This is a genomic window from Oligoflexus sp. (genome assembly GCF_035638955.1).
Lineage (GTDB): Bacteria > Bdellovibrionota_B > Oligoflexia > Oligoflexales > Oligoflexaceae > Oligoflexus.
The window spans coordinates 1-15,252 of the sequence record NZ_DASQYZ010000502.1 but is presented as its reverse complement, the minus strand read 5'-3'; the positions used below and the strand labels follow the sequence as shown (position 1 = coordinate 15,252).

Annotated in this window: 18 protein-coding genes; 12 read left to right on the top strand and 6 right to left on the bottom strand. The window is 50.4% G+C overall.

Going from position 1 to position 15,252, the window contains the following annotated elements; translation table 11 throughout:
* The first annotated feature begins 431 nt into the window (after nt 1-431).
* Nucleotides 432-668 (top strand): hypothetical protein, encoded by a 237-nt coding sequence (locus VE954_RS41820; protein ID WP_324964469.1) that lies wholly within the window; start codon nt 432-434, stop codon nt 666-668.
* 158 nt (nt 669-826) lie between these two features.
* Here VE954_RS41820 and VE954_RS41815 read toward each other — a convergent pair whose 3' ends face one another.
* The gene (locus VE954_RS41815; protein WP_324964467.1) at nt 827-976 is read right to left on the bottom strand and encodes a hypothetical protein; all 150 of its coding nucleotides are present in this window, start codon (nt 974-976) and stop codon (nt 827-829) included.
* A 369-nt stretch (nt 977-1,345) separates the two neighbouring features.
* Between VE954_RS41815 and VE954_RS41810 the strand changes: the two genes are divergently transcribed.
* Both VE954_RS41810 and VE954_RS41805 read left to right on the top strand, forming a co-directional pair.
* Nucleotides 1,346-1,570, top strand: coding sequence for a hypothetical protein (locus VE954_RS41810; protein ID WP_324964465.1), 225 nt, complete (start codon nt 1,346-1,348; stop codon nt 1,568-1,570).
* 268 nt (nt 1,571-1,838) lie between these two features.
* Entirely contained in the window at nt 1,839-2,357 is a 519-nt protein-coding gene (locus VE954_RS41805) for a hypothetical protein (RefSeq protein ID WP_324964463.1), read from the top strand.
* Nucleotides 2,358-2,453: 96 nt separating this feature from the next.
* On the opposite strand, the gene VE954_RS41800 is transcribed toward VE954_RS41805, so the two are convergent.
* The 5 genes from VE954_RS41800 to VE954_RS41780 all read right to left on the bottom strand — a co-directional run bounded on the left by VE954_RS41800 (nt 2,454) and on the right by VE954_RS41780 (nt 5,151).
* Nucleotides 2,454-2,918 carry a hypothetical protein gene (locus tag VE954_RS41800; RefSeq protein WP_324964460.1) on the bottom strand — a complete coding sequence of 155 codons (465 nt, stop codon included), beginning with the start codon at nt 2,916-2,918 and terminating at the stop codon, nt 2,454-2,456.
* A 74-nt stretch (nt 2,919-2,992) separates the two neighbouring features.
* Nucleotides 2,993-3,475 carry a single-stranded DNA-binding protein gene (locus VE954_RS41795; RefSeq protein WP_324964459.1) on the bottom strand — a complete coding sequence of 161 codons (483 nt, stop codon included), beginning with the start codon at nt 3,473-3,475 and terminating at the stop codon, nt 2,993-2,995.
* Between the two features lie 12 nt (nt 3,476-3,487).
* Entirely contained in the window at nt 3,488-3,877 is a 390-nt protein-coding gene (locus VE954_RS41790) for a Uma2 family endonuclease (protein WP_324964458.1), read from the bottom strand.
* A gap of 92 nt (nt 3,878-3,969) precedes the next feature.
* Nucleotides 3,970-4,425 (bottom strand): hypothetical protein, encoded by a 456-nt coding sequence (locus VE954_RS41785; protein WP_324964457.1) that lies wholly within the window; start codon nt 4,423-4,425, stop codon nt 3,970-3,972.
* 15 nt (nt 4,426-4,440) lie between these two features.
* Nucleotides 4,441-5,151 carry a helix-turn-helix transcriptional regulator gene (locus VE954_RS41780; RefSeq protein ID WP_324964456.1) on the bottom strand — a complete coding sequence of 237 codons (711 nt, stop codon included), beginning with the start codon at nt 5,149-5,151 and terminating at the stop codon, nt 4,441-4,443.
* Between the two features lie 1,389 nt (nt 5,152-6,540).
* On the opposite strand from VE954_RS41780, the gene VE954_RS41775 reads away from it, so the two are divergent.
* The 9 genes from VE954_RS41775 to VE954_RS41735 all read left to right on the top strand — a co-directional run.
* Nucleotides 6,541-9,018 (top strand): DUF3987 domain-containing protein, encoded by a 2,478-nt coding sequence (locus VE954_RS41775; RefSeq protein ID WP_324964454.1) that lies wholly within the window; start codon nt 6,541-6,543, stop codon nt 9,016-9,018.
* Nucleotides 9,015-9,335 (top strand): hypothetical protein, encoded by a 321-nt coding sequence (locus VE954_RS41770; RefSeq protein ID WP_324964452.1) that lies wholly within the window; start codon nt 9,015-9,017, stop codon nt 9,333-9,335. Before VE954_RS41775 ends, VE954_RS41770 begins: the two co-directional genes overlap by 4 nt.
* 166 nt (nt 9,336-9,501) lie before the next feature.
* Nucleotides 9,502-10,155 carry a hypothetical protein gene (locus VE954_RS41765; protein WP_324964450.1) on the top strand — a complete coding sequence of 218 codons (654 nt, stop codon included), beginning with the start codon at nt 9,502-9,504 and terminating at the stop codon, nt 10,153-10,155.
* Nucleotides 10,155-10,997 carry a hypothetical protein gene (locus VE954_RS41760; RefSeq protein ID WP_324964448.1) on the top strand — a complete coding sequence of 281 codons (843 nt, stop codon included), beginning with the start codon at nt 10,155-10,157 and terminating at the stop codon, nt 10,995-10,997. Before VE954_RS41765 ends, VE954_RS41760 begins: the two co-directional genes overlap by 1 nt.
* Nucleotides 10,998-12,051: 1,054 nt before the next feature.
* Nucleotides 12,052-12,885 (top strand): hypothetical protein, encoded by an 834-nt coding sequence (locus VE954_RS41755; RefSeq protein ID WP_324964446.1) that lies wholly within the window; start codon nt 12,052-12,054, stop codon nt 12,883-12,885.
* Nucleotides 12,886-12,896: 11 nt separating this feature from the next.
* Entirely contained in the window at nt 12,897-13,169 is a 273-nt protein-coding gene (locus VE954_RS41750; protein ID WP_324964444.1) for a hypothetical protein, read from the top strand.
* Nucleotides 13,170-13,567: 398 nt separating this feature from the next.
* Nucleotides 13,568-13,792: a hypothetical protein gene (locus VE954_RS41745; RefSeq protein WP_324964442.1), complete on the top strand. Its 225-nt coding sequence runs from the start codon at nt 13,568-13,570 to the stop codon at nt 13,790-13,792.
* A 2-nt stretch (nt 13,793-13,794) separates the two neighbouring features.
* Nucleotides 13,795-14,691 carry a PD-(D/E)XK nuclease-like domain-containing protein gene (locus VE954_RS41740; RefSeq protein ID WP_324964440.1) on the top strand — a complete coding sequence of 299 codons (897 nt, stop codon included), beginning with the start codon at nt 13,795-13,797 and terminating at the stop codon, nt 14,689-14,691.
* A 3-nt stretch (nt 14,692-14,694) separates the two neighbouring features.
* The coding region (locus tag VE954_RS41735; protein ID WP_324964438.1) for an AAA family ATPase at nt 14,695-15,252 on the top strand (558 nt) is incomplete at its 3' end.

Below are 15,252 nucleotides of genomic sequence, written 5' to 3'. Positions count from 1 at the left end.
TTCCAGTGCCGAAAATTGACCTGTATGGGGCACCCCGCGGTACAGGCATCCTGACGCTGGTACTGCCACGATACCGCCATTTGGTCGTTGTTTTATGCACGTACCATCGAATTTGTAAGCCGCTCCAAAAATCTCAATAATTTCAGCTCCAAAATTATGCAAATACCCCGCATAATGGCATCCAATAAACAATTGTTAAAAAATCAATGGGTTATCAAAAAAGCGGCTAACTGCAACGGTCAATAATGCACGCTATTTGGCTAAATAGTATCTGTATGATATTTTAAAGATATCCATACGATATCTTATGGCTGAAACTATGAAATTATCCAGTGTGATAGTGATGATCTTGGCATGTCGAAAAGTATTTTGTCAGGAGTGACACCATTATCATGTTCCTGCGGCCTCCCATACAAAGGAAGGTAAATGCGATGAAGAAAGTGACTTCTGAACTTTTCGACCAGATGGTGGATGAAGGGGAAGGTCATGACAAGGTTCTGACCTCTGCAACGAAGACAGTAACAATCGATCTTCCAACCTGGATGATCGCGGAACTTGATAGAGAGGCTCGACGTCTGAATGTGGCACGCAAGGCGCTAATCAATGTCTGGATCGCCGACCGTTTACGTGCAAATAAGCCGGCGAAAAATTCTCAGGATGCAGTCTAATTCCCCGGCTTCTTCCGCAATCTTAAAAGCACATAAAATATTGCGTTCTCGATGAATATTACCACGCGGATGCCGCTAGCCACGAGTGCTACGGCATGCTGTGCGGCAGGAGATCGCTTCAAGTTTTCCAAAAAACTTCCGAATAATTTGTTGGGTTTTCATTTCGCATGCGAGCTAAAAAGATAATGTACGATCGCATTATAATTGCAAGTGCAAATCCCACCACCTTGCTCGGAAATATAAAAAAGGCCATTGACAAAGGCGATATCCAAACGTGGGTCTATGATCTGCAGGGAGATTTCACGCACGCTTTGACTCCATGGCAGGACAAGGCTTGGCTCCAGCCTTCGGAAGGTCCATGATTGGTTTTTCGAATCTTTCTTGCCGAAAAGAAAGTCCCAAATCCGGCCGAGTTAAAATCGCTTCTCCTCAAGGATTTTTCTTCCATGTTGAGTCTGAAGTTTGAATACCTTACCAAAGGTAATCATATTCGCATTGATTGACAAATAATTTCCACCCCAGCGTTTAATTGCCGGCAAGGGAATTATGAATCCTTGAGATTTTTTATCAACTCGGCAATTTGGATGGCTTTGCAGTATTTGAGGACATGTCCTCAATTCGCCAATCACTCAACCCGATAGGCATAGGTAAGAGCCATATCCAAGGGAGCAAGGCCTGTGGATTTTCAATCTGATTATGCCAAGTGGATTGGAAAAATTACCGAATACATCCGTCAAAAATATAATCGCGATATCAAAACTTTGTCGTACAGTTTCGAACTGAGGTATTTTAGCGGCTATTCTGAAAAGGATGTGATTTCTGAACTGGAATACTCCGTTTCAGATCTCCATGTGCCCCGGAACAATTCGGGCAGCACCATGCACAAAAATCATTTCGCGTGAGTTACATCCCTTGATTCTGCTTATCTCGCGAAAGATCTTCACGTGTGCCTGGATCCCAATAATGCGCCTGTGGTTTGCTGGATGGTGCAAGAAAGAAGCAGATTTTGTACGCATAAATTCCGCTTTTACAGACCATCATTATTCGATATCCTTCTTTTACAACAGAACTTTAAAAAACAGCGACCAGATTTCGGGAAAATTCCAGATGCATCCCAGGTATTCGCTGAGACAGAGTTATCACATATGTTTTATGGTGGGTTAAACATCTATGATTAAATTTCCAATCGTCAAGGTCAGCAGATGGTATTACCGCGCCACCAAGACGATCACGTCGTGTTGCAGGCTCGAAACCTTTATCGATTCGCGCGACAGGTTTTCAATACTTGTGACCGAGCTAAGCGACAACATGGGCCCGAGCGTGACGGATTCTCACGAGGGGCTCTACAAAAGCATCGTCCGCGAACTCAAGCTTCCAGCCGCACTGCCTTATGAATTCTACGAGCGCTATGATCGAAACAGTTATGCGCCACCGCGTGATGATCTATGCGAAATCTCCAGGGTTGCCTTGAAAAATGGGGTTCCGCATTGGTTTTATGTTCCAGATGAGGAATGGGATATGATTTATGCGAATCGAAAAAGACCGAGGCCAAAAACGAGGATTCGCAAGGCTCTCAATCAAAATGGGGCAGGGCATTATGAAAAGAAAAGTGATACTGATCACAGCTTCGCTGCTGTCTCCGATAACCTTCCCCCAGGGCGTGATCTGATGAATGGAGAAAGCCCTTAGTGTTTGGAGTCTGAACTTCGCAGGCCCGCTTGGTGCGGGCTCTCTTCTGTATGCTCAAACGAAACCGTTTTGTTTCAGCTTTTAGGAGTTCCTTGCTCAGTTTGCACCCGCTTTTGGAATGCGCAAAAACACCTGAATCTGCGCATTCTCGATAACAAAACCGGTGTCGGTCGCCGAACCCAGCTTGCCCTTGACCATGCCAAGCCATGGACCTTTGATCATCTCATCGAGAGCCTTGTTCATGGCTTTCTCGCCGAGAGTTACATCGAACACACGCTCGTCTGATTTGATTTTGAAGAATACTTTTTTATCGCCGATTGGGACTGCGTTAGGAATCTCGTCGAATTTCAATGAAAGCTCAGTAGAGCGCCCGACGATAGGAAGCATCTTCGTCAGGTCGATGTCGAGCACCTCCACCTTCTTCTGAGATTGCGGCTTTGGCACCGGCTCAGTCAGCTGCTTATGGAATGTGGCGAGCTGCTTGTGCATCCAGGCCTCGTCGCCGAGCCGGTCGGTGGCAACTGCCTGCCTGGCAATCGATGCGACCTGCTTTTCATTCATGAAATTGGAACCAAACTTTTGCAGCTCGAAAGCGCGAATGGATTGTTCAATGTTTTCGGTCATTAGGATTCTCCTCAGAACAAAATATCGTCAAGACCCGCAACGTACTGGCTTCCGCGCTTACTATCCTCGGGCGGAAGCTGAAACGGTGGTGGAACGAATTGCGATGTGCCGGTCGACTGCTGCTCGGCCTTTGGTCGTGCCGGGCGTTCCTGGTCGACCGCTGGACCACTGCCGAGAAACTTCACCGTCTCCGCTATGATTTCTGTCGTATATCGCTTCTGTCCCGTGGTGTCGTCCCACGATCGCGTTTGGACACGGCCTTCAACATATGCCGCTCGGCCTTTACGTAGATACTTCGCGCAGTTCTCTGCCTGCTTGTTCCAGACAACGATATTGTGCCATTCGGTCTTTGACTGCTTTTGTCCGCTCTGATCCGTCCAGTTTTCTGTGGTGGCGATACTGAAAGTGCAGACGGCTGTTCCGGTCTGAGTGTTCCGCAGCTGTGGATCTTTGCCAAGGTTGCCAATGAGTATCGCAAGATTGATGGAGGCCATATGTCTCAGTCCTTAGGCTTTTGATGCAAAAATAGTCTCAATATCAGAAAATTTTCCCGAAGCGGGAACTGCATGGTACTGGCTGGTTTCGTTAAGTTTGAAAAAGATGGCTTTTTTTTCAACGCAATCAAGTACGATATAGTCTGGAATCTGAGCTCTTGCGTAGAAGTCTTTCTTTAAACCAAGATCCTGATTCCGGGTTGTCTTTGATACCTCAATGACCACTTGACATCGATCATCGGACGAAAATCCGGCAATGTCAGGCCTAACGAGTATCATGCCTTCTTCGGTCAATTGCTGAAAATCAAGATCAATGAGCCATTCCAGCTCAGGCATCACACGTGCGCAGAAGACTATTGCTCGTCCGTGGATTTTTGCATGAAGAACGCTTGCAGCATTCATTCGTATTCTCCCCTCGCAAAAAAACCCGCCCGAAGGCAGGTTCAGAAAGATAGCGCAAAAACGACTGTAAGATGATCACGTGTCCAGGACACTTATTCTGCAGCGGATGCAGAAATTTTTTGCAGAGTCTCAGCGTCAATATCAGTAACTTTCACAGTGTCAATGATCGGCTTCGGTTTCAGCGTGATGTCCGTCGGCAGAATCGGAAGCACGCCGGGCATCGTTGCTCTCATTGTGCGAGCCATGCCAAGCGTCAGGTTCCTCTGAGCCAAATCCACTGGATTTTCAACGAAGAACTTCACCTTATCCCCCTTTGGCAGTACGAAGGCCGACAGGGTGGACTCAGTCATGTTCTTCGTGTCAGCCTGCAGATATACAGTATCTAAACCAAGCTCCTTAATGCGGATCAGGTCGCCGTCAAGGGCGCGGGTTTGAAGTGTGGCCATGGTTTCGAGGGAGACGGAGGGGAGAGACCCGCCGCCGACTGAACCCGCAATGGCGTTGGTGACTAACATTAATATAGGGATAGTTAAACCTATTGATTTCATTGACTGCGCAGTCCTTTAAATTACGCTGCAAGACATAACGAATATGAAGCAGCAGTCTTCATCTTTTTCCGACTCATCCTCTTGCCCAGCCATCTCTAGCATTAGTTTATTGCATTCTGCCATTTTCTTTTTGAGACGGATGGCTTTCTGCTTGGACGTTTTTATGGCTCGAACGTGCAGATGCTCAGTCTCACCTTTGCTACTATCGTACTTATCAATTGCATAATGCGAGAGGCTTTTTACGCTCTTGATGCTTAGCATTTCATTATTCTTATTTGCAGTCCGTATCTGGTCGTTATCCATGACAACATAGCCGTTGTCAACGTACTTAGACATGATGGCATCGTAGTTCGCACCTAGAACTGATTTCGCTACCTCGACAGGCATTTTTTCATTGTTACCGATTGAAATTACAAACCAGGACTCCCAAGGACCATCAATTTGAAATCCAAAGCCCTTCGCGTTTTTAAATGAGAAAAAACTGCTTTGCCCCTCAATTTCATTCAGAAGCTGCTCAAATTTGTCTTCGGGCCAGATCAGACGCAGAATCACGTTAAACGTATCTCTGCTTGGTGTCCTCCTGCCTTTAGCAAGGTCACGAATAGTTGAGTCAGCAAGGTCCGCCCTCTCAGCCAGCTGAGCAAAGGTATTTCCTCTTTTTGGATCATGCCATTCCTGCAAAGCTTCGATCAGAATATTCTTCCTTCGCTCTTCGATGTCCTGCACTCATAGCCCCCGCTTGCGCTTTAAAGTCTGAAAGAATTTAATCGGGATTGCGGGGGTGCGCAAGTGCTACCGCCTGTCACAGTTGGGCATAATGGCGCGTATATGTTGATTTTAAAGACTAAAATATGAATGACATGAATCTCGATAGACGGTATCGCAGGCGGTAAGTACTGAGATTCGAAAGAAAAATTTTGTTGCTATCACTCAATCTAATGAGATAAAAAGCACAAACCCCCAGCACCGTTTTCTGTCTGGAAAACAAGACGGTACTGGGGGTGACATGTTCGATTGGGACTTAACCGTCCCGAACCGGCATTGCTATGTTCGTGATACACAAAGTAACGAATTCGCAGGCGCCGGTCAACTCTCATAACTCGCTGGAACGACTAAGTAATCACCAGCGCGAATAGTTAAGGCGCAGCATTATGAGCAATGCTTTTTTGACACCCACTGTATTCGCTTCGTTTTCATCGCGTCATCAGATCCGTACGACAAATTATGTCACCATACATGGAAGCTTTCCTTCCTATAATAAGTTATCCATGGCGAATAAATAAAATCATTAAATTCCTAAAAATTAATCGTAACGGATCATTTCCGGGGTTTACTGTGGCTTTTTGGGTGAATTTTCCTGATCCAAATGACATGTTTGCTGAACTGGAGAATAATACTTCCGGTTCACCGCTGATTTACCTGCAATATCTCATTCACTCACCTTCGGTGTGTGAGGTGCAGCCATGAGTTCACTCAGCCAGCTGTTTTCTGCAAGCAATGAGCCAGTTGCGTCCATACGTGAATACTGCGGAACGGGCAGTAAGCGTAGACGGTCATATCATCAGCCACGGCCCGCACCTTATATCGTTGTCAATAATGCACGCTATGGTGAATTAAATAATTTCAATAGGTTAACCACTATGCAGAGACTCGCACTGGGCCTTACAAGTGTTGGCTTAAAAAATAAATCTCTGAAATATCAATTGGTTATCTGACGCGCCCGAAACTCACACTGGGCGTCATTTTTGGTTAATAAGTTCTGAAAAATCAGGGGCTTGCACGATGCCTTTTTGAAAGTTGAGTAACTTTCAAAAACTGGCATCGAAGTGTCAAAGCCCGCTTTTTGCTGTAATCATTGACTTTTTTAACAGGTGTCAATATGAATACATCTTAATGATTTCATGTGGTTACACAATTCACGATTGTGGATTGAGTAAAATTACAGGCCCTATACATCAAAATACGATCCGACTCCAGCGTGTCAGAACAGGACACGTGCATAGGGAGAGAAATGGAGAGAGAGGTATTTTTAAAAACAGAGTTTTTAAACAAACCACCTGAAAAAAGACAAAGCGAAGCGGAGCTTCGCGAGGCTTCTGAAGGGGAAGCTGCTGATTGAAATCCAAATCCGGGGGAACCGTGCAGATACCGAAGGAAACGATCGAGCTGATAAAGCAGCGGCTTCCGCCTCTCAAGGTGGCAAAGCTGTTGGGTCTTGAATCAAGGAACAACATGATCCTTTGCCCCTACCATGAAGACACTGTGCCGAGCATGAGCTGCGGGCATGACTTTATATTCAACTGCTTCGCCTGCAACGCGAGGCGTGACGTTCTGGGATTTTATGCGGAGCAAAGACAATGCACCTTTCCCGAGGCGATCGAGGCTCTGGCGTCGCACGCTGGTATTGATATTCCAGCGAAGCCGGCAGGGAAGCCAAAGCGCAGATCAGGCGGTCCCGTGATCTGGTCGTCCCTGGAAGCCGCTCGAGTGCATTTTAATGCGTACCCGCTCCACTTTCTCGACTGTGAACACACCTGGCACAATCGTGATGGCAGCATGAACCGGCAGGTGTTCCGCATGCGGCCTAAGGACCCGAACGATCCCAGGCAGCGTAAACTGCCGATGCCTGCCTACCGTGTGACGGATGATCGCTGGATCAGTGCCAGACCTGAAGGTCATCCTCAGCCGCTGCCGTATCGTTGGCTCGAAATCGGCGTGGACGAGGTGATCCTGCTTCTGGAGGGCGAGACGGATGTGGACGCAGCCATGCTCCATGAATTTTCTGCCACCACGACCGGAAGCGCCACGAGCTGGCAGGCGCAATATACGGAGTTTTTTGTCAATCGGGACGTGGTTGTGGTGCCCGACAATGACCAATCCGGCCGGGATTATTTACGCGCTGTGATAGCTGCGTTGCGTCCGGTGTGCCGGAGCCTGCGAAGTGTGAAGCTTGAAGGGCCGAAAAAATTCGATCTGCGGGACTTTTTCACTGCCGGTGGCACGAGGGCTCAGCTACAGGCCATGATCGCAGAGGCTCCCGATTTGAGGCTCTCCTGGAGTGTGCCTCGAGCCGGCTGGGATGCCTTCGAGCGGATCCCCCATTTCGACGCTGACATCATGCTGCCTGAGTCGCTGCGCTATCATCTGGAGTACGTTGCGGCGGACATGCAGTGTCCGCTGGATGCAGTGGCTGCGGCGACCATTGCCGCTCTCTCGTCGGTGATTGGTGCCAAGCTCGGTCTTAAACCCAAGCAGAACAGTGAGTGGGTGGAGTGGCCGAACCTTTGGTATCTGCTCGTTGCGCCGGCTGGTGACAAGAAAACGGCGATCATCCGCGCGGCATTGAGGATGGTCCATACGCTCGACGCCGAGCTGCAGGACGCCAACCGTGAGGCGGCGGGGAGGAGACAGGCCGACCTTTTCATCCTCGGCGAGGACAGGCAGCAGCTTGAATCGACCATTCGTGACGTTCGCCGCAAGGGTGGCGATATGGAATGTCTTCGGGAGCAGCTGGCATCGATCAATGCGCGAATTGGTGAGCTGGAAGGGGTGGGTGATCGCTGCCTGATACTGCAGGACGTGACTCCTGAGCGGGCGAAGGCTCTGCTCATTGCCAACCCGAATGGGCTCCTGCAGTTTTGCGACGAGTTCGGCGGCTGGTGGCGGACGCTGGACAAGGGGACGCATAGCGATGCGCGGAGCATGTACCTTGAGTGCTGGGGTGGCGGTCACATAAAGGTGCAGCGCGTGAAAGGCTCGATATCGGGCTGGTCGATTCTCAGCTTCGTTTCAGCGACACAACCCGATTGGCTGAAGAGTGTGGTGAAAAAGGTGACGGGTGGCACCGAGGAAAACGACGGAATGCTGGCGCGCTTTGGGTTGATGATAAATCACGACCGCTCGATTGACCTTTTCCGCTGGCATGATTTGCCGGCCAATCCTGCTGCCAGAGAAATTTTCGAGCTGCTTTTCCGCACGATGTGGGAGCTGAAGAGGGAGGACATAACTGGCGACCCGGAAAGAAAGCTGCTGCGCTTCTCCCCGGAGGCCCAGGATTTTTTCGCCAAATGGCTGGTGGAGCATGAGAACCGCCATCGCGATAGCAAGGACAACCCGGCGTTGACCAGTCACCTTGCAAAGCAGTCGAGGCTGTTCTGCTCGCTGGCGCTTATATTCCACCTCGTCCTTTTATTCGACGGCGAGGTTATTAATTCGAAAAAGTACGAAGTCCTCTCCGAGGTCAGCATCCACGCGGTGCGGCTGGCTGCGGACTGGTGCCGGTATATAGCGCTCCACGTGCGCAAAACCTACGACCCCAAAAATGGCTATTGGGACCCTTCAGTGCGATCCTTTGCTGCCCTTGTGCGCGGCGGCAAAATCCGCGATGGCATGTCGCGCTCGGATGTCCTTGCGCAGCGCCATCAGCACCTTAAAACGGCAAAGGAACTGGACCGGGCTCTTTCCGAGCTTTCGGGTCTGCACCTTGTGCAGGAGCTTGAAGACCAACCGGTCGATCGACAGAGGCCCCGTCGACTCATACGCCTGAACCCGATGCCATATAGCGCGAATGTGATGGAGGAGCAGACAGGATGATGCACCACTTCAACCTTGGCAGCAGCAGAATGGTACATGAAGTTCGTGGATGGCTCATGCGCATTGGTGGCCACTTCGATGAAATGCGCGGGGTGTGGGTGGTGCCGTTGGCACTGAAGGAAAAGGCCCGATGGATTGTGAGAACCGGTGGTCCTGGTGAGAGTTTCTCGTCGATTCCGCTCATCGATGCTCGTGGCGAGTGGTACGAATGCGAACGCTCACCCGGGTGGTCGCCTGATGATCCGAGACCGGTTGGTCCTCCAGAGATGGTTTTGATGTGTCAGCGGGCGCTGGCATTGCTCGAGGACGACGTGTAGACGGGACGCTGGAATGAGGAGATGGCCGGGGAATTTGTGATTCTCGAGGGTAAGCTCCAGCAATCGGGATTCGGTATCAGAGGTCTCAGTGAGGGGTTCAATCGGCTGCTGAAGCAGGCGTCTCAGCGTGATATTCGCTGAATACTAAAAGGAAGAAGAGGGAACGATGGGTATAAGAATTAGTAGCAGAATGATCGAGAATTTCTGTGGAAATAGAAGCCATGCAAAAGAGTTTAAAAATTCCATGGGCTTTTCGGATAATGCAAAACTCTCGCTTTCATTGTTTGAAATCAGGTGCCACGGGAAGACTTTTTACTGCTGCTGGTCTGGTGGATATGTGAAACCGGACGGGGAAGCCTTCTGCACCGAGGTCGGTGCAGCATCTTTGGTGGCTCTACGTGATCTGCCACTTGGAAAAAACGATCAGCTTTTCGTGCGGGAACTCAAGATGGGGCGGATGCCACTGCAGGAAAAGGTTACAAATTTTCTGAAAGAATGTCCCGACGGTAGTAGGATATGTTTCCTTGGAGACATACAGAAAGAGCTTGACGGCGAAATGTTCGCGGCATTCAATGTCACGAGCGCTATTGATTTTAAAGATCTCTTGAAACAGCACATTCGTCAATCGATGACGAACTTCAAGATGCAGTCAAAGAATAAACGGAAAATGCGAACGATGAAAAAAACTCCCAAAAAAGTCTTCAGCAGCTTGCGCGATTGGCAAAATAGCATTGGCAAGTGGAAAAGCAGACCGGAGGTCGAAAGCTGCGGTCCTCAGGGGGGGGAAGAAATGGTCAATTTGAAAGAGGTCAGAAAATAATGGACCGCATAGTTCGCGAGCACAACTACGCGATGAGCGAGAAGCTGTCCCCCACATCCGCCCCGGCAGGTGAGATTGAATACTGCGCGAGCTACCGGATCCTGCGTATCCCGATGTCAAGCCGAACCGAAAAGCAGCGGCTTTTACGGGAGGAGGTTGCCCGGCGGTCTCCAGAGCCGGAGCCAGAGCCGGAGCAGCGGACGGTGACGCCGTCAGAGGGGAGGAAAACATGCGACTTGCGTCAGACTGGATTGCGTCGCCGGCACGCTGTGTTTGATTTCGTGCGAGGTCGTGATTTGCCTCGGGTTGATGCCATGAATATATCGCTCAGCAGGTCGGTGCTTGAGAGGGAGACCGAGTGGGAGGAGAGGGTCGCCGGTGAGCTTTTGAACGAGTATCGCTCGAGGCTGCCTGGTCATGATGTTTTCCCGGTATTCATCGGCATGCGCCTTCGCATTGAGAGCAAATGGGGGCGGGTGATTGCCATGAATAGGGAGCACTGCGTCATCACCATCAGTGGCACGCGGGGGCATACCAATATTGATTGGGAGCGGACTCTTCGGTGCTTTGCTGCCGGGTCCTGTACTGCAGATACCGGGACGGGTGATGACAATATCCTGAATAAATTGCGCTTCGAGTTCCAGGACATATGGCCGGAGGAGTGGGACTTTCCCTTTGTAACCGGTGCGCGCCTTTGCGTGAAAGGCAAGTGGGGCGTGATCCTAAAGACCACGGTGAAGCGCGCCTTTATTCTGCTCGACGGTCAGCAGAAGGCCGGGAATTATTTCTGGGAGCCGATCCTCAAGGAGCAGAAAAAGCTTCGTCAGCCAGGCATCCAATGATGCGATTGAGTTGAACAATGCTGACTGACGTTCTATTTACAAGTTGTTGTTTCTCAATTTAAACAAAAAATTGAGGATGATTACACTGTTTGAGCTCCAGCCAGGATCCTGGCCGGGAGCGATTTTCACGGACCCTGATTGTGATCGATTTTTCCCTGTCGCCTTTTTATGGGCATTGACGTCAGCCGTCATGATAAACTGGTCACTGCCTTTCCGCATTGAAAGCAACGAAGATTGAAAGCGACTGTTCCCTGCCGGCGTTTCGATGCCGGCAATTTTTTTGTGGCCGGGATTTCAGAGTGATGGCATTATTCGATCGAACGCTAAGCTTTTTTGAGTTCACCGCCCATATCTTTTGGTATGAGCGGCTTTTATGGTTGATTGATTTATGGACATAAGTGATAATCGGCAGGTCTTTTTCAATGAAATGTTGATTTGGGTACGGCCGCTGGCGATACTGCTGGCGGCTTTTTTGTGGCAAAAGTTCTTCTGATTGGCGATAACATTGTCTGTTGACAGTTTTTCTGCTTTAAAGCCAAGGGCCGGCCGCCTCTGCAATTTGCACTGGCGGCTTTTTCATGGAAGGCTCCTGAAGATCGCACGTGATGATGCTCTTTTCTGTATCCATAACATCAGTTTTCCTCTGGAAATTAGGCACATTTTCGGTGATATTGAGAGCTGGTGTAAGTCTGATATCAAGCCCAAAATATTTGACAGTATTGCCGCCCCTATGCTCATAGGGGCGGCGGTTTTCAGGAGCCCCCCTCATGATCACGGAAACCGTTTGCAGAGTCTGCAGCCACTGGAAAATCTCCCCCCGGCATCAGTGCCCACCAGTATTTCTTTGCCGGGAGCAGGGCGGCATTCAATGGAAAAGGATTCACGGGCGGAGCGCATCGGAAGCATCCGAGACTTTTTCCGAACGCCAGCCGTATTTTTTTCTTTCGACCCGGAAATATTTGGTTGAGGTCAAGCCGGACGAGGCCGGCGATGATGGGATGCAGGTGTTTCAGATGGCACCGATTAGCAAAGTTGACTACGTGGCGAGGGAAATATGAGCAAAGAAAAAGTGGATCCGGATTTCACGGAAGAGTCAAAGGCCCTGGGATATTATCCGTTCATCCGTTTTTCGCCACTCGAGTGGTTGACGTTAAAGGAGCTTTATGGGGATTGGGCGTTTCAGCTTTTTTCCCGTCTGAAGGATCCCGCTCGTCTTCATCCGGACTGGGCGGTTTCGTTTGCGGGTGCTGCGGCCAGTCTTCCGTCCGAAGAGGTATTGGAGGCAGAGAGTATCCATGTTCTTGTGACAGGAGCGAAGGTCTATCGCTATCGGAAGGATCACATTAATCGATTCAATCGCTGTTTTTTCGATGTGGTGTGGCAGCGCATGAAGGAGGGTGCTCTGGATATTGACGAGCCCCATCGCAGCCTTTATTTGGCGGACTTTGAGCGCTGGAGGGTGCATCTGAAAGCATGCTCGGAAGCCCAGCGTGTGGCTGCAGAGAAGGCGGCGGAGGCTTTGAAGCTCAAGGCTCAGCGGCGTGCTGAGCATCTTGCGGTCGAGGCTGTTGCCAGGGAGCGGAAAGCTTCCACTGCGCAGGAAAAACCCCCGGAGAAACCTCGTAAGGATCCTGCGGACGTTGAGAAAAAGACGGCCGAGGACAAAGCTGCTGCCGAGGCGAAAGCAGCGGAGGAGAAAAATGCGTCCGATATGGCAACTGAACGTCAGAAGAGTCAGACTCTGCCAGGAGGTGCGGCGCCACAACGCAAGGGGGCAGTGATCGAGCGCAAGTCGTCGGGCTCCCCCGTGAAGCCACCCTCGGGAGGAGCATGGCGAAATCCGAATCCTCGGCAGCCGCTCATAGTCAGGAAGAAAATTATGGAATGAAGGAGATTGGGATGGGAATGTCTGCTTTTGAGTGGCCGGAATCACTGGCTGCGGATTTTATAATGGAGTGGATGGATGGTCATCCGTCACGAAACATGGCGAGCCTGTCGCGCCAGACGGGAATTCCAAAGTCAGAGATCAGCATGATCATGAATGGGAAGATGCCAAGCCTCTGTAACTCAATCAAGCTGGGGACAGTGCTTCCGGCTGATAAAGCAATGGAGCTTTTGTGCCACGTTGATCCGGAATTCCAGAGTGTATTTTTTCGGTTCCTGTCAAGTTAAAGCAACCAGTTGAAAAAATAGTGTTCAAAATTTTGAACAAGAAATGTATTCCTCCCCCGAATTTCTTTGAATAATCGAACCACGATTATATATTTGCCTTGCGAGTAGCCCTTGCCGACAAACATGGGCTGCAAAAGGGCTTTCGGCCAGGGACTTCTGGCCCGGAAGGCCTGTCCGCGAGGCCATTCAGCGATACTGAATCCCGTCTTTAAAAATACTTTTGAGAGGATAAATCCCATGGAAAACGACTTGAAAGAAACTCATAAATCCCTCTTTGGGATCCATCAAAAGTATTCGCGCCCCCAGGTGACACCTGGGTGGTGCATTTTTATCTGAGGGCGCATGACTGAAGCCATTGCCAGCCAATGCGTTTGCGTTCCCGGATATGAGGACGCCAAATGCCAGAGTATCTTGTCACCATTCCTGCCATTGATCTTATTGATGAGCCGATCACCGCGCAAAGCGCGAAAAAAGCTGTAATGAAAGCGCTTGCCACTGCCCATGTTTTGGACTTCCTCGGCCTTGATACCGGGCTGGAAGTCATCGTTCTCAAGCCATCCGGCAGAAAAGTTATCTTTGATGTCCATCCCATCCTCTCCCTTCGCTGCGCAAAGGTGGGCTGAGGATGAACGGGATAACAAATGTGGAGCCCGGGGTTCATCCCGCGCTGCCAAACGGCGTCTACCACGCATCAGTTGGTGTATCAAAGACCGGCCTTTGTCGGATCGCTCGGGCACCCCTGGTGTTCCGGGATGCCATCGATAATCCTGTGCCCAAAAAATCCAGCCGCGCGCTCGTTACGGGAAGCGTTTTTCATATCGTAATGGAAGGCGCTTTTGAGCGCGATTGCGCTGTCAGCCCTGAAGTCGAGGACAAGCGGCAAAAGGAGTGGAAGGATTTCGTCAAAGGGAGTCCCGGGAAAATTTGTATTACTCCGGGCGAGGCCCGGGAAGTCTTTCGGATGCGTGAGGCGCTGCTTTCTTATGGTCCGGCGGGCGACCTTCTCACGCAGCCGGGTCTTTTTGAGTGCTCCTATTATTGGAATGATCCTCTTACGGGGCTTCTCTGCAAGTGCCGGCCGGACTGGATCTCCGCCAACCAACTTACCATAATCGATTTCAAGACCTGTCAGGACGCGACTGAGTCCGCATTTGTCAGGGCAGCTGAGCGCTACCACTATCATGTGTCAGCCGCGATGACGATTGACGGCGTTTACGCCATCACCGGCATCAAACCCGAGAGGTATATTTTCCTTGCCATTGAGCCCCAATCACCCCACCTCACAGCCGCCTATGAGGCGACGGAGGATGACATCGAGCTTGGACGCGAGTTCATCCGCCGGAGCCTCTCCACCCTCAAACGCTGCCAGCTGAACGGCACCTGGCCGGGGCTGCCTGAGGAGATTCGGGCTCTCGATGTTCAGCGTTACGCACGGCGATATGAACGGAGTGACCACGAAAGCAGCCCAAACGAAAACGAGGAAGAGATTTCAGATGAAGCATCAGGCGAATGGTGGGAGTGATCCATGAAGCTGCGCAAAGCGGAACGAAAGAAAGTCCACGTCAAAATAGGTGTTACAGCTCCGAGCGGGCACGGAAAGACCTTTTCAAGCCTTCTTATGGCCCGTGGCCTCGCAAGCTCCTGGGATAGGGTCTGCCTCATAGACACCGAGGGATCGGGCGACAAATACGCTGGCCATAAGGCTCTCGGTTCTTATCAGGTCATCAATCTTTTTGAGTCCGACGACGAGCATAGGTTTTCACCTGAGCGCTGGATTTCGGCCATGAAGGTGGCTTCGGACGCCGGCATGGAGGTGGTGGTTCTGGACTCGGCAAGCCACGAGTGGCACTGGTGTCTTGAGCAAAAGGAGCGAATCAATAAGTCCATCAACGATTGGAAACAGATTACCCCCCATCATAATAAATTTATAAGGGCGATCCTCCAGTGTCCGATGCATGTCATCGTCTGTACGAGGCGCAAGGTTGAATACGTTCTGCACGAGGAAGGCGGGCGTAAAAAGGTTGAAAAGGCCGGCATGAAGTCCGAGATGCGCGAGGGCTTCGAGTATGAACTTGATGTCAAT